Below are 13,751 nucleotides of genomic sequence, written 5' to 3' on the forward strand. Positions count from 1 at the left end.
TTTTTCCTTTCAGTCCCAGGGTCGGTTGTGACTCGCTCCCGGCGATCACAACCTCTCGCCGTTCCCGACGGCTCGACCCGGCCTTACAGTCAAAACGGAGGCGATTTATGCCGGACCAAAGGTCAACGGCAAAACCTAGGGTCAAAAACCAAACCGGTTTTGACCTTATTCCCGGTATAAATTGCCCCAGTGTTCCCCATAAGTCAGGGTTGAGCTGCCGGGAGCAGCGAAAGAGAGCGATCGCCGGGAGCGAGTCGCGAACGACCCTGAACGTTGGGGAAAAGCTGGGGTTTACCGCGCAGCGGCAATTTAAAACCGGGCGGCGGGGTTGTCAGGGGGATGCCGTAATCCCCCTGACACGTTCACCGTTAACAAGTGTATCCGGGAACGCAGAATTAACGGGTGAACGGAATACCTCCGATCACTATATATTTATTGGAACCCCACCCATTTCCAATAAACCCCTCCTGACTCGAATCATTAATTTAAATTAACCTTCCCTCACCTATTGTTATAAATTACCGAGTGATGTTAATGAAATTTTGCTAGCAAGTTATCAAAATCAAACAACTTATCTTGTCAGCGCTACGGGTCTGTTTTTAACATCAGGTTATGGAAAAAAACGGTTTGTTTAGTCAGCGCATTCGCTTGCGCCATCTTCATACTTTCGTGGCTGTCGCTCAACAGGGAACTCTGGGGCGCGCGGCTGAAACACTTAATCTTAGCCAGCCTGCATTATCGAAAACACTTAATGAATTAGAGCAGCTAACCGGCACGCGTTTATTTGAGCGTGGGCGGCTTGGCGCACAAATGACGTTGATGGGTGAGCAGTTTCTGACGCACGCGGTAAAGGTGCTCGATGCGCTCAATCACGCCGGGCAATCGTTTAATCAAAAAGATGGGCAAAACACTACGGTTATCCGTGTTGGTGCCTTGCCAACTGCAGCACTGGGCATATTACCAAAAGTTATTGGCCAGTTTCACAAGCAGCAAAGTGACGTTACGCTGCAAGTCGCCACCATGAATAACACCATGCTGCTGTCGGGTTTAAAATCGGGTGAGCTGGATTTAGGTATTGGCCGAATGTCCGATCCTGAATTGATGACCGGGCTGAACTATGAACTGTTATTTCTTGAATCGTTAAAACTGGTGGTTCGTCCTGGGCACCCACTTCTGCATGAAAACATCACCCTTAGCCGCGTGATGGAGTGGCCGGTGGTGGTGTCGCCAAAAGGAACAATTCCACGCCAGAATGCCGAATCGCTGCTTTCAAGCCAGGGTTGTAAAATGCCTGCAGGCTGCGTCGAAACGCTTTCCGCCTCTCTCTCTCGCCAGTTGACTGTGGATTATAACTACGTGTGGTTTGTGCCATCTGGCGCGGTGAAAGAAGATTTACGCCAGGGAACATTGACCTCGTTGCCGGTGGCAACGCAAGGTGCTGGTGAGCCAATTGGTATTTTGACTCGCGTGGATACACCGCTTTCAGCGGGCGCGCAAATTCTGCTGTCTTCGATTCGGAAATCTATTCCGGGTTAAGTAACAAGGGTGGATGACGCTAATCCACCCTACAACACCGTTTTCGTAGGTCGGATAAGCGTTAGCGCCATCCGACATTAATTAACCAGCGGCATCCATCTCATCAAACACCTGTTGTGCAAGATGCATAGTGGCGTTGGCTGCGGGTAAACCGCAGTACAGTGCTGAATGCATAATCAGTTCTTTGAGCTCATCACGCGTCACGCCGTTGTTAAAAGCCGCTCGCAGATGCATTTTCAACTCGGCCTCACGGTTAAGCGCAATTAACATCGCGATGGTTATCATGCTGCGTGTGTGGCGCTCAAGTCCCGGACGTGTCCAGATATCGCCCCAGGCATAACGCGTAATGAAGTCCTGAAACTCCTCATTCAGCGGCGTAAGCTGCGACAATGTACGATCGACGTGGCTTTCACCCAGCACCGCGCGGCGAACTTCCATGCCTCGTTGATAATGTTCTTCATCCTTCATCTCAGTCGCCCTGTTGAATAAAGTTAAGCAATGCGATGTTGAAACCGTGCGCGTCTTCAATGCTGGAGAGGTGTGAAGCTTTGAGAGTGACAAGGTGCGAACCATGCACCTGCTGATGCATAAACTCACTGTCAGCCACGGTGCAAACCGGGTCGTTGACTCCGGCGATAAACTGCATCGGTATTGTGATATTGCCAATTTCTGCTCGCAAATCCGCTGCTGCCAGTGCTTCACAACAGGCGGCATAACCTTCTGGATTGGTCTGCGCCAGGGTTGCGCATAACGCATCGACTTGCGCATGATGGTGCTGAACAAAATCATCAGTAAACCAGCGTGCCGGCGCACTTTTGGCAATCGCCGACATCCCATCGTGGCGAACAGTTCGAGCGCGTTCCAGCCAGCCACTTTGCTCACCGATTTTCGCGGCACTGTTGGCGACAGTTACCGAAAGAAACCGCTCCGGCGCAAAACGCGCCAGCCACAGGCCAGTCAAACCACCCATTGAAATTCCGCAGAAATGCGCCTGCTTAACGCTCACATCATCCATCACACTGATAACATCTTCCGCCAGTTGTGGCAGTGTAGTTTTCTCGTTTTTGGTAGTACGTCCGTGGCCATGCGTGTCGTAACGCAGCACGCGGAAGTTCTCAAGCAACGCCGCCATTTGCGGCTGCCACATCTCAAAGGTGGTACCCAGAGAATTAGATAGTACCAGCACTGGCGCACCAGCAGGCCCTTCCAGTTGATAATAAAGACTCATTTTCCCCTCCTGGTTTGTTGTGCCGCCCGCGCCAGAACCTGGCTGATGAAATGATCATTACTGCCAATGGCGTGCTGCGGGTCGAGCAAATGTTCGATTTGTATCGTAGAAAGATGGGCGCTGACATCAGGGTGTTGTGCGAGCAATGTTGCAAGGGGCTGATTTTCGTCCAACGCGCGATGACAAAGTTGTTCCACCAGATGGTGTGCGGCCTGTTTTCCGATTGATTTCGCCAGCGCCAGAGTCACAGATTCCGCCATAATCAGGCCGTGAGTGATATCCAAATTGGCGCGCATTTTCGCGGTGTTAACCTGCATTCCCTGCATCAAATCCAGCGAGGTTTGCATCACACCCCCAGTCAGCATAATAAGCTGTGGGAGCGTTTCCCATTCGGCTTGCCAGCCACCTAGTGCCCTTTCATGTTGCTGATTCTGGCTGGCGTACAGCGTTGCCATCATTCCTGGAATGCGCATGGTGGCAGTCAGTATAGCGGCACAGCTCACCGGATTACGTTTATGGGGCATGGTGGATGAACCACCGCGCCCTTCGGCAATCGGCTCGCCTACTTCTGCGACTTCGGTTTGCATCAGTAACGAAAAATCATTGGCGAATTTGCCGAGTGTGCTGCTGACACCTGCGAACCAGGTGGAGGCTTCCAGCAATCTGTCGCGCTGGCTATGCCACGGTGTGTCGGACGGTTTAAGCGCCAGGACGCTTGCTAACGCTTGCGCCACAGGCATGCCCTGATCTTTAAGCGATGCCAGCGTGCCCGCAGCACCGCCGAATTGCAGAACCAAAACACGCGGTTTTATTTCAGACAAACGCTGCTGCCAGCGCAAAAGTGCATCTAGCGTTCCTGCCAGTTTAAGGCCAAAAGTAATCGGCAATGCGTGCTGCATCCAGGTGCGGCCAGGCATCACGCTATGCTGGTGTTGTTGGACTTGTACGGCTAAAACATCGATCAACTGCCCGATAAGTACCTCAGAAGCATCGAATGCAGCGCGCAGTTGCAGCACCAGACCGGTATCAATCACATCCTGGCTGGTTGCGCCCCAGTGAACGTAACGTGCGGCCTGTTCATCGTGCTGTTTTACGTTGGCAGTGAGCTGTTTCACCAGCGGGATCGCAAGGTTTCCAGCACCTGCCGCCGCTTGCGCTAAGGCTTCACTATTGAGTTTTGTGGCCTGACACTGCCCAGAAATGACATTAACCGCCGACTCAGGGATCACGCCACATTGCGCACAGGCCTGCGCCAGTGCCGCTTCAAAATCCAGCATCCCTTGTAACGTCTTCTCATCGCTGAAGATTTCAGTTAGCGATGATGCACGCAACATTGGGGTAAACAGTGTCATGCCTGCTCCTTAAACGCGTTCAATAATCAGTGCAATCCCCTGACCGACACCAATACACATGGTACAAAGCGCGTAACGTCCGCCGCTACGCTTGAGTTGATACGCGGCGGTCATCGCCAGACGACCACCAGATGCGCCAAGCGGATGCCCAAGCGCAATGGCCCCGCCATTCGGGTTTACATGGTCGGCATCATCAGGCAGACCCAGGTCGCGCATCACCGCCAGTGCCTGGGCGGCAAAGGCTTCATTTAATTCAATCACGTCCATTTGTGCCAACGTTAACCCGGTTTGGGCCAGCACTTTGCGCACTGCCGGAGCCGGGCCAAAACCCATAATCCGTGGTGCGACACCTGCAGTCGCCACACCCACGACACGCGCCAGCGGCTGCAAACCATGAGTGTTAAGCGCCTGTTCGCTTGCGAGCAGCAAAGCACAAGCCCCGTCATTAACTCCTGATGCGTTTCCTGCGGTGACGGTGCCGTCGGCTCGTACCACACCTTTGAGTTTTGCCAGTGCCTCAATCGAGGTGGAGCGAGGATGTTCATCCTGATTAAACAGCAACGCTTCACCTTTACGTTGTGCAATAGAAACAGGAATTAACTCATCATCAAAAATACCCATTTCCTGGGCGCGAGCGGTGCGTAACTGGCTGCGCAAGGCAAAGGCGTCCTGATCCTCACGGTTAATATTAAAATCAGTTGCGACGTTTTCTGCCGTTTCGGGCATCGCATCAACACCATACTGCGCTTTCATTAGCGGGTTGATAAAACGCCAGCCGATGGTGGTGTCTTCCATTTTCATATTGCGACTAAAGGCACTTTCCGCTTTGCCCATTACAAACGGTGCGCGCGACATACTTTCCACGCCACCGGCAATCATCAGCTGCGTTTCACCGCTTTTGATAGCCCTTGCCGCAACACCCAACGCATCAAGACTTGATCCACATAAACGGTTGATGGTACTCCCCGGTACCGACTCTGGTAGCCCCGCCAGCAACAAAGCCATACGCGCCACGTTGCGGTTATCTTCCCCCGCCTGGTTTGCACAGCCGTAAATCACATCATCAACCGCCGACCAGTCGAGATTTGGATGGCGCACGATCAAGGCTTTCAGCGGTAATGCAGCTAAATCATCACTACGAACACTGGACAGTGTGCCACCAAAACGACCGAACGGAGTACGCACCCCATCACAGATAAATGCTTGATTCATCATAGTTCCTTACGCGCTTTCTGCCAGTTGTTCGAAGCCCAGGGTGACCGGAGTAATACGTTGTAATTCTTCAAAAGAGAGGCCATTGAAGATTTCGCGCACCACGGGGCCTTTTTCAGTGATATCAATCACTGCGAGGTCGGTATAAATACGGCTGACACAGCCGATTCCGGTTAGTGGATAAGAGCAGCTATCCACCAGCTTGCATTCGCCATCACGGGTCAGGTGATCCATCATCACAAAGACCTGGCGTGCGCCAATGGCTAAGTCCATCGCTCCACCTACTGCCGGGATAGAGTCCGGCGCACCGGTGCTCCAGTTTGCAAGGTCGCCTGTGGCTGAAACCTGATACGCGCCTAGCACGCAGATATCGAGGTGGCCGCCGCGCATCATGGCAAAAGAGTCGCCATGGTGGAAAAAACAGCCGCCGGTCAACAAAGTGACAAACTCTTTTCCGGCATTGATAAGCTCAGGGTCTTCTTCGCCCTCGGCCGGTTTTGGCCCCATGCCTAGCAAGCCGTTCTCACTGTGCAAGAAGATCTCTTTATCCGCCGGAAGGTAGTTGGCAATGCGTGTTGGCAAGCCAATGCCGAGGTTGACATAAGCGCCTTCGGGAATATCACGTGCGACACGTTGTGCCATTTCATCACGGGTTAGTTTTTTCACCTGCAGGCTCCTTATGCGCTTTGTGCCAGTGATTTTTCGGTGGCGACCAGACGTTGTACGAAAATGCCAGGCGTCACGATATTTTCAGGGTCAAGGTCACCTAGCTGCACCAGGCGGCTGACTTCAGCAATAGTCACGGTGGCGGCAGTGGCCATAATTGGCCCAAAGTTACGCGCCGCTTTGCGGTACACCAGGTTTCCCCAGCGGTCACCTTCATACGCTTTGATTAATGCAAAATCGGCTTTTAGCGGGTATTCCAGCACATATTGGCGGCCATCGATTTCACGCGTCTCTTTACCATCGGCAAGCGGTGTGCCAAAACCAGTTGGCGTAAATACCGCCCCAAGCCCTGCTCCCGCCGCCTGGATGCGTGCCGCCAGATTGCCTTGTGGCACCAGTTCCAGTTCAACTTTGCCGCGTCGATACAGGTCATCAAAAATTTGTGAATCCACCTGACGTGGGAATGAGCAGATCATTTTGCGCACTCGTCCTGCCTTCAAAAGTGCCGCCAACCCCACTTCCCCGTTCCCTGCGTTGTTATTGATTATGGTCAGGTCACAAGCGCCCTGATCAATCAAGGCATCAATAAGATAGGTGGGTTGTCCTGCGGTCCCGAAGCCACCAATCATGATGGTGGCTCCGTCGAAAATTCCGGCAACCGCTTCTTCAAGCGAAGCCACACTTTTGTTGATCATCACTCTGCTCCTTGGTGTGCGTCATTCGCACAAGTTTGCTTTGTTCGAACAAAATGTGACCCCGTTAACGAAGCTGGTCAAGGGCGATAATCGAAATATGGTGCGATTATCGAACATCATGTATCTTTGTTTTCAGAGTGTGATGAATGGCGAAATTTGAGGAGAACGGAATGGAAATTCAACGTGATGAAGCGGTAGCAGGTGAAGTCGATCCCTTTAAAGGCGACCCGAATTTTATGGCATCACTGGCTCGTGGGCTGGAGGTGATTCAGGCATTCACTCCACAGCGGCGACAAATGTCTATTTCACAAATTAGCCAGAAGACCGGGATCCCCGCGCTGCGGTGCGACGCTGTTTGTACACTCTGGGCAAGCTTGGCTTTGTCTACGCCGAAGACGGTAAATACTACCAATTGCGCCCACGAATTTTATCGCTGGGCCATGCCTATCTGGCCTCGACACCACTGGCGAAATCCACGCAACCGGTGCTCAAACATCTGAGTGAAATGCTCAACGAGTCCTGTTCAATCGCCACGTTGGATGGCGACGATATTTTGTATATCGCCCGCGCTTCCAGCTCACGCATCATGACCATTGATTTGGATATCGGCAGCCGCCTGCCAGCGTGGTCAACATCCATGGGCCGCGTATTGCTGAGTTATCTGCCGGAAGAACAGCTCAACGATTTCCTGGGTCGCATAACTATGATCCGTTACACGCCGCAGACGGTGGATTCGGTGAGCAAACTGCGCGAAGAGTTAAAACGCGTGCGTCAGCAAGGGTACGCGCTTAACGACCAGGAACTGGAGATGGGGTTGCGCTCGATTGCCGTTCCACTGGTAAATCCTGAAGGAGCGGTGGTTGCAGCACTCAACGTTGGCGTTCATGCCGGACAGGTTTCCGCCCAGGAATTGCTGAACCGTGTGCTGCCTAAGTTGCAGGAAGCGGCAGAGGAGTTGTCATTGTTGTTAAAGGCAGATTAGCGGCTGTGTTTTGCGTGGCGTTCCCAGTTCTCGACTTTCGCCTGCTCGGATTTTTTGAGCGCCACGTAACACGCCCCACTGCCGCCGTGATGCGGCATGGCGCTGCAAAACGCCTGCACTTCGTCAAATTCCGCCAGCCAACGAGCGAGATAACTGCGCACGATATTGGCATGTGATTTATCTTCGCGCCCTTTGCCATGAACGATCAGTAAATTGCGCAGGCCATCTTTTTTGGCTTCCTGCATGTAGGCGTAAAGCATCTGGCGGCATTGTTCGACGGGTTGGCGGATGAGGTTAAGACTTGCTTCCTGCTTGTATTTTCCTAGTCGCAACTTATCCAATACACCGGTTTGCAACCCTTCACGCTTAAATTCAAGCAATGTGTTGAGCGGAATAATTTCCAGAAAATCGGTGGTCAGAAAGTTATCCAACTGAACAGTATCGAGCTTTTGCACCACCTTCTCCTTCACCGGTTTCAACCACTGGCTGCTGTTACAGTTTTTCAGCGGTTTGACGTCATCCATGGCGTCAAGAAAAAGCGATTTTTCATCAAGGTTCATGTGCAAATCCTCCAGTCTTAATTCTGAAGTCACTATAGCCGCCGATGAACCGAGGCTCAATGCCCTATTAACGGCATTCGCGACGAAATTGGTTGATAAGCGCAGTAGTGAGTGGAGCCTGGGTCACATCTCGCCGTTGAATCAGGTAGTAAGTAGCATTGGGCAGCGTTTCGGTGATGTTAATTTGCTTCAACCTATGGGCTAACATCGGGTCGTGCCCTAATTCAGCGGGTAAAATACTCAGAAAATCACTCTGTGCCACCAGGCTAATACAGGCTGAAAAGGTTTCACAGAACACACTGATATTGGGAATTTCTGAACGCTTTTGGAATAACTCTTCCAGTTGTTTGTAATAGCTGCCGCGTGGCGTTGGCAACGTCCAGTTATAGTGCAGTAACTCTTTTAACGTTGTGGCATTGGTTGCCGGGTGGCCCTCTCGGGCAAATACTGCAAACGGCTTTTCAAACAGCCGTTCAAACGTAAATTCCTGGTCGTAAGGCCCCTGATAGTAAGTATTGATGGTGAAATCCAGCTCTCCCTGACGCAGCGAGTTAATCATCGAAACCAGCTGCCCTTCCATAATACGGACTTTAACTTGCGGATGTTTTTGATGAAACGCGGTGATAACCGGCGGCATTAAGGTGCGGGAAACACTGGCTCCAAGACCAATATTAATTTGCCCCGCCAGTTGCCCCTGGCGCTGCAAGATATCTTCCTGGGCAGCCCTCAGTTCTTCCAGAATCAAACGCGCATGCTGGTAAAAACTTTCACCACACTCCGTTAAAGCAACGCCCTGGCTACGCCGGATAAACAAGCGTGCCGACATTCCCTCTTCTAACTCTTTAATCGATTTTGTGAGCGCGGGCTGCGAAAGATTTAACGCCCGACTGGCTCCGCGAATACTGCCATTCTGCGTCACAGCCACAAATGCACGGATCTGATGGAGCTTAACCTGGAAGGTCACATGGCCTCCTGATAACCAATAGCTATCAGCTGAAAGATTTTGTCATCTACTGTAATTCAATCTCTTATGCCAGGGTAATCCAGGTACGGCGAAAACTTCCAAAAATCGCTGGGTGATAAGTAAAAACTATCACAGCGTGAACTTGATCACAGAAGATGCTTATTACGGGATGGGATATGAAGCAACTAGAACTGGCAGTACATGAACTGGCTCCACGCATGCAGCACTGGCGGCGCGATTTTCACCATTTTGCCGAGTCTGGCTGGCTGGAATTTCGTACTGCCACTCACGTTGCCGAAGTACTTCATCAATTAGGTTATCAGCTGGCTTTAGGCCGTGATGTGGTAGATGACGCGGCACGGATGGGGCTGCCATCGGCTGAAGTACTGGCACGTGAAGAACAACGAGCGCAAGCGCAAGGTGCATTGCCGCAGTGGCTAGGGCATTTTTCTGGCGGTTTCACCGGGATTGTTGCCACGCTGGACACAGGCCGTCCCGGTCCAACTATCGCTTTCCGCGTTGATATGGACGCTCTGGACCTGGGCGAGATGCAACAGCCGTCACATCGCCCATTTGCGGAAGATTTTGCATCCTGTAATGACGGAATGATGCATGCCTGCGGCCACGATGGGCATACGGCAATTGGACTTGGCCTCGCCACTGTTCTGCAACAGTTTTCCCACCAGCTTAATGGCACCATCAAACTCATTTTCCAGCCTGCAGAAGAAGGCACACGCGGTGCGCGCGCCATGGTTGCCGCAGGTGCACTGGATAATATCGATTACTTTACTGCGATTCATATCGGCACCGGTATCCCAGGCGGCACGGTGGTGTGTGGAAGCGATAACTTTATGGCGACCACTAAGTTTGATGTGCAATTCACTGGCGTTGCTGCGCATGCAGGCGGCAAGCCGGAAGAAGGCCGCAACGCCCTGCTCGCTGCGGCTCAAACGGCGTTGGCTCTGCACAGTATCGCACCGCATAGTGCCGGGGCTTCGCGCGTTAACGTTGGCGTTTTACAGGCGGGAAGTGGCCGTAACGTGGTGCCCGCGAACGCGCTGCTGAAAGTGGAAACGCGTGGTGAAAGTAACGTTATCAACGACTACGTGTTTGAACGTGCGCAAGAGATCATTCGTGGTGTCGCGACGATGTACGGCATCGAAGCCGAAGTCCGTTTGATGGGGGCGGCAACCAACAGCGTGCCGTCACCAGAATGGGTGGCATTTATCCACCAGCAGGCGCTCGACGTGAATGGTGTAACGCAAGTTGTCGATACTGTGAAAGGCGCTGCTGGTTCCGAAGATGCCACTCTCATGATGGCGCGTGTTCAGGAGCAAGGCGGTAAAGCGTCGTACATGGTTTTCGGCACTGAATTAAGCGCCGGGCACCATAACGAAAAGTTTGATTTTGATGAGAAGGTGATGGAAGTTGCCGTTTGTACGATGGCTCGCCTCGCCCTTAATTTCCCGTGGCAGCGAGGTGTGTAATGGATCCTATTTATCAGTTTGTTGATGACGTCATTGAAGCAAAACGAGGTACGTTTACTGATATTGCCGATGATATCTGGGATCACCCTGAAACCCGTTTTGAAGAACACTGGTCTGCGGAACGTTTGGCCTGCGCGTTAGAAGCGGAAGGTTTTAGCGTTGAGCGCAATGCCGGGAATATCAAAACAGCGTTTGTAGCGAGTTTCGGCTCAGGTCTACCGGTCATCGCCCTGCTGGGGGAATACGACGCGCTGGCCGGTTTAAGCCAATGCTCCGGTGAAGATTCGCCTAATCCCCTGGTTGAAGATGCAAACGGTCACGGCTGCGGCCACAATTTGCTTGGCACGGCTGCTTTTGCCGGTGCCGTGGCGGTGAAGAACTGGCTTGAGCAATCTGGCGCTAAAGGAACCGTGCGTTTTTATGGCTGCCCTGGCGAAGAAGGTGGCTCCGGTAAAACATTTATGGTGCGCGAAGGGCTTTTTGATGATGTCGATGCCGCCGTTACCTGGCACCCGGAAGCTTACGCCGGAATGTTTAGCACCAGTTCGCTGGCCAATATTCAGGTTGCTTATCGCTTCAATGGCATCGCAGCGCACGCGGCAAATTCACCGCATTTGGGGCGTAGCGCACTGGATGCCGTCACACTGATGACGACCGGCACTAACTTCCTCAACGAGCACATTATTGAAAAAGCGCGTGTGCATTACGCGATAACCAATGCCGGTGGCATTTCGCCAAACGTGGTGCAGGCGCAAGCGGAAGTGCTGTATTTGATTCGCGCACCGGAAATGGCGCAGGCACAGCATATTTATGAGCGCATCAATAAAGTTGCCGAAGGGGCTGCGCTGATGACTGAAACCACTGTGAATGTGCGTTTTGATAAAGCCTGTTCTAACTACCTGCCAAACCGCGAGCTTGAAGGCGTGATGTATCAGGCTTTACAGGCGCTTGGCTTGCCTGAATGGAATGACGAAGAGCTGGCATTTGCGAAAAAAATTCGTGCGACGCTTACCGAAAACGACCTGCAAAATAGCTTAAATAACATCGCAAATACCTCAAATGAAGAAGGTAAAGCATTTGCTCGTCGCCATCGCGAAACGTTGCTGATAGATGAAATTGCGCCTTATGCTGCAAACGACAAGATCCTGCCGGGTTCCACCGATGTTGGCGATGTCAGCTGGAAAGTCCCGGTGGCACAATGCTTTAGCCCATGCTTTACGGTTGGGACTCCACTCCATACCTGGCAACTGGTGAGCCAGGGTCGCACGTCTATCGCGCATAAAGGAATGCTACATGCGGGCAAAGTGATGGCGGCGACGGCACTGCAACTGTTTACACAACCTCAGACACTGGAAGCCTGCCAAAGCGAGTTGCACGCACAACTTGCTGAACGCCCATACCAGTGTCCGATCCCGAAAAACGTTACACCGTCACCTTTAAAATAATTAATAACCATACATTAATGGTTTTTGTAAGGCGGATTGGCGCTGCGTACTCCGCCTTACTACACAACATAACATCGCAATTGATAGAGGCCCGTCTATGAGTCTTTCTTCATTACCCACTCCTTCCGGCTCTGGCAAGTTGTACGGCCTTGTCGAAAAAATTGGCAATAAAGTGCCCCATCCTTTTTTGCTGTTCGTCTATTTGATTGTCATTTTATCAGTGAGTACTGCGGTACTTTCTGCGTTGAATGTCAGCGTTCGTAACCCGGCGGATGGGAGCCTGGTGCAGGTTAATAACCTGCTGAGCGCCGAAGGCGTACATTGGTTTTTGCCTAATGTGATTAAAAACTTCAGCGGCTTTGCGCCGTTAGGGGCAATTCTGGCACTGGTGCTGGGCGCGGGTCTTGCCGAGCGCGTCGGCCTGTTGCCAAGTTTGATGGTAAAGATGGCGTCACACGTGAGCGCGCGTTATGCCAGTTATATGGTGTTATTTATCGCCTTCTTTAGCCATATTTCGTCCGATGCGGCGTTGGTTATTATGCCACCGATGGGGGCGCTGATCTTTCTTGCCGTGGGTCGCCACCCAATCGCTGGTTTGCTGGCGGCCATCGCCGGTGTCGGTTGTGGGTTTACGGCTAATTTATTAATTGTGACCACCGATGTGCTGCTTTCAGGGATCAGCACCGAAGCCGCCCACACTATCGATCCGCTGATGCACGTTAGCGTGATTGATAACTGGTACTTTATGGCAACGTCCGTGTTCGTGCTGTCGATTGTCGGTGGGCTGATTACCGATAAAATCGTCGAGCCGCGCCTGGGAACCTGGAAAGGAGAGAATAAAGAGAAACTTCAGCAGCTCGATGATGAACAGCGCTTTGGCTTGCGCGTAACGGGTATTGTGGCGCTGTTGTTTATCGCCGTGGTTGCCGTGCTGCTGGTGCCAGAAAATGGCCTGCTGCGCGACCCGGTTAAACACACCATTATTCCTTCACCGTTTATCAGTGGGATCGTGCCGCTGATCATCATGTTCTTCTTTGTTGTTTCGCTGGCCTACGGCATTGCGACGAAAAAGATTCGCCGCCAGGCTGATTTACCGCAGCTAATGATTGAGCCAATGAAGGAGATGGCCGGTTTTATCGTGATGGTGTTCCCGTTGGCGCAGTTTGTGGCGATGTTCAACTGGAGCAACATGGGCAAATTCATGGCAGTCGGCCTGACCGATATGCTGGAAGGATCAGGGCTGAATGGGATCCCGGCGTTCCTCGGCCTTGCTCTGCTGTCTTCGTTCCTGTGCATGTTTATCGCCAGCGGCTCGGCCATCTGGTCGATTCTGGCGCCGATATTTGTACCGATGTTTATGATGCTGGGTTTCCACCCTGCTTTCGCACAAATTCTGTTCCGCGTGGCGGATTCATCGGTCATTCCACTGGCCCCCGTTTCACCGTTTATCCCGCTATTCCTCGGATTTTTACAGCGCTATAAACCGGATGCCAAATTAGGCACCTATTACTCTTTGATATTGCCTTACCCGCTGATCTTTTTGGTAGTCTGGTTGCTGTTACTGGTTGCGTGGTATCTTGTCGGCTTGCCTATTGGACCGGGAATTTACCCGCATCTCAATTAA

12 protein-coding genes and 1 pseudogene are annotated in these 13,751 nt (G+C 52.2%); 5 read left to right on the plus strand and 8 right to left on the minus strand.

Annotation, left to right across the window (positions count from 1 at the left end; all coding sequences use genetic code 11):
- Nucleotides 1–612: 612 nt before the first annotated feature.
- Nucleotides 613–1,536 carry a pca operon transcription factor PcaQ gene (gene pcaQ, locus AC0IXI_RS13120; protein WP_134182880.1) on the plus strand — a complete coding sequence of 308 codons (924 nt, stop codon included), beginning with the start codon at nucleotides 613–615 and terminating at the stop codon, nucleotides 1,534–1,536.
- Nucleotides 1,537–1,617: 81 nt separating this feature from the next.
- On the opposite strand, the gene pcaC is transcribed toward pcaQ, so the two are convergent.
- From pcaC to AC0IXI_RS13150, 6 genes are read right to left on the minus strand one after another with little or no spacing between them, the layout of a single operon-like run.
- Nucleotides 1,618–2,004: a 4-carboxymuconolactone decarboxylase gene (pcaC, locus tag AC0IXI_RS13125; RefSeq protein ID WP_064518654.1), complete on the minus strand. Its 387-nt coding sequence runs from the start codon at nucleotides 2,002–2,004 to the stop codon at nucleotides 1,618–1,620.
- A 1-nt stretch (nucleotide 2,005) separates the two neighbouring features.
- The gene (pcaD, locus tag AC0IXI_RS13130) at nucleotides 2,006–2,764 is read right to left on the minus strand and encodes a 3-oxoadipate enol-lactonase (RefSeq protein WP_134182882.1); all 759 of its coding nucleotides are present in this window, start codon (nucleotides 2,762–2,764) and stop codon (nucleotides 2,006–2,008) included.
- Nucleotides 2,761–4,116 carry a 3-carboxy-cis,cis-muconate cycloisomerase gene (locus AC0IXI_RS13135; protein WP_471682572.1) on the minus strand — a complete coding sequence of 452 codons (1,356 nt, stop codon included), beginning with the start codon at nucleotides 4,114–4,116 and terminating at the stop codon, nucleotides 2,761–2,763. Before AC0IXI_RS13135 ends, pcaD begins: the two co-directional genes overlap by 4 nt.
- A 9-nt stretch (nucleotides 4,117–4,125) precedes the next feature.
- Nucleotides 4,126–5,328 carry a 3-oxoadipyl-CoA thiolase gene (gene pcaF, locus AC0IXI_RS13140; protein WP_471682573.1) on the minus strand — a complete coding sequence of 401 codons (1,203 nt, stop codon included), beginning with the start codon at nucleotides 5,326–5,328 and terminating at the stop codon, nucleotides 4,126–4,128.
- 9 nt (nucleotides 5,329–5,337) lie between these two features.
- Nucleotides 5,338–5,994: a 3-oxoacid CoA-transferase subunit B gene (locus AC0IXI_RS13145; RefSeq protein ID WP_134182886.1), complete on the minus strand. Its 657-nt coding sequence runs from the start codon at nucleotides 5,992–5,994 to the stop codon at nucleotides 5,338–5,340.
- A gap of 11 nt (nucleotides 5,995–6,005) precedes the next feature.
- Nucleotides 6,006–6,689 carry a 3-oxoacid CoA-transferase subunit A gene (locus AC0IXI_RS13150; protein ID WP_134182888.1) on the minus strand — a complete coding sequence of 228 codons (684 nt, stop codon included), beginning with the start codon at nucleotides 6,687–6,689 and terminating at the stop codon, nucleotides 6,006–6,008.
- Between the two features lie 170 nt (nucleotides 6,690–6,859).
- On the opposite strand from AC0IXI_RS13150, the pseudogene AC0IXI_RS13155 reads away from it, so the two are divergent.
- Nucleotides 6,860–7,671 (plus strand): annotated as a pseudogene (locus tag AC0IXI_RS13155) (IclR family transcriptional regulator domain-containing protein).
- Here AC0IXI_RS13155 and smrA read toward each other — a convergent pair.
- Both smrA and AC0IXI_RS13165 read right to left on the minus strand, forming a co-directional pair.
- Nucleotides 7,668–8,231, minus strand: a complete 564-nt coding sequence (smrA, locus tag AC0IXI_RS13160; protein ID WP_064518647.1) for a DNA endonuclease SmrA — start codon at nucleotides 8,229–8,231, stop codon at nucleotides 7,668–7,670. The pseudogene AC0IXI_RS13155 and the gene smrA sit on opposite strands and share 4 nt — an antisense overlap.
- Nucleotides 8,232–8,298: 67 nt before the next feature.
- A complete protein-coding gene (locus tag AC0IXI_RS13165; protein ID WP_134182894.1) occupies nucleotides 8,299–9,195 on the minus strand; it encodes a LysR family transcriptional regulator in 897 nt (298 codons plus the stop codon).
- A 176-nt stretch (nucleotides 9,196–9,371) separates the two neighbouring features.
- Between AC0IXI_RS13165 and AC0IXI_RS13170 the strand changes: the two genes are divergently transcribed.
- The 3 genes from AC0IXI_RS13170 (at nucleotide 9,372) to abgT (ending at nucleotide 13,751) form a co-directional block, all read left to right on the plus strand.
- Nucleotides 9,372–10,682, plus strand: a complete 1,311-nt coding sequence (locus AC0IXI_RS13170; RefSeq protein ID WP_471682574.1) for a M20 family metallo-hydrolase — start codon at nucleotides 9,372–9,374, stop codon at nucleotides 10,680–10,682.
- Nucleotides 10,682–12,127 carry a M20 family metallopeptidase gene (locus AC0IXI_RS13175; protein ID WP_424222163.1) on the plus strand — a complete coding sequence of 482 codons (1,446 nt, stop codon included), beginning with the start codon at nucleotides 10,682–10,684 and terminating at the stop codon, nucleotides 12,125–12,127. The genes AC0IXI_RS13170 and AC0IXI_RS13175 overlap by 1 nt, the downstream gene beginning before the upstream one ends.
- Nucleotides 12,128–12,224: 97 nt before the next feature.
- The gene (gene abgT / locus AC0IXI_RS13180; protein WP_134182900.1) at nucleotides 12,225–13,751 is read left to right on the plus strand and encodes a p-aminobenzoyl-glutamate transporter; all 1,527 of its coding nucleotides are present in this window, start codon (nucleotides 12,225–12,227) and stop codon (nucleotides 13,749–13,751) included.

It is taken from the genome of Buttiauxella sp. AC038 (assembly GCF_979253565.1).

What these genes read in the sequence shown, in the direction of transcription:
- pcaC (WP_064518654.1), bottom strand. Translation starts at nt 2,004, where the DNA reads ATGAAGGATGAAGAACATTATCAACGAGGCATGGAAGTTCGCCGCGCG.
- AC0IXI_RS13150 (WP_134182888.1), bottom strand. Translation starts at nt 6,689, where the DNA reads ATGATCAACAAAAGTGTGGCTTCGCTTGAAGAAGCGGTTGCCGGAATT.
- AC0IXI_RS13175 (WP_424222163.1), top strand. Translation starts at nt 10,682, where the DNA reads ATGGATCCTATTTATCAGTTTGTTGATGACGTCATTGAAGCAAAACGA.
- pcaQ (WP_134182880.1), top strand. Translation starts at nt 613, where the DNA reads ATGGAAAAAAACGGTTTGTTTAGTCAGCGCATTCGCTTGCGCCATCTT.
- abgT (WP_134182900.1), top strand. Translation starts at nt 12,225, where the DNA reads ATGAGTCTTTCTTCATTACCCACTCCTTCCGGCTCTGGCAAGTTGTAC.
- smrA (WP_064518647.1), bottom strand. Translation starts at nt 8,231, where the DNA reads ATGAACCTTGATGAAAAATCGCTTTTTCTTGACGCCATGGATGACGTC.
- pcaF (WP_471682573.1), bottom strand. Translation starts at nt 5,328, where the DNA reads ATGAATCAAGCATTTATCTGTGATGGGGTGCGTACTCCGTTCGGTCGT.
- AC0IXI_RS13135 (WP_471682572.1), bottom strand. Translation starts at nt 4,116, where the DNA reads ATGACACTGTTTACCCCAATGTTGCGTGCATCATCGCTAACTGAAATC.
- AC0IXI_RS13170 (WP_471682574.1), top strand. Translation starts at nt 9,372, where the DNA reads ATGAAGCAACTAGAACTGGCAGTACATGAACTGGCTCCACGCATGCAG.
- pcaD (WP_134182882.1), bottom strand. Translation starts at nt 2,764, where the DNA reads ATGAGTCTTTATTATCAACTGGAAGGGCCTGCTGGTGCGCCAGTGCTG.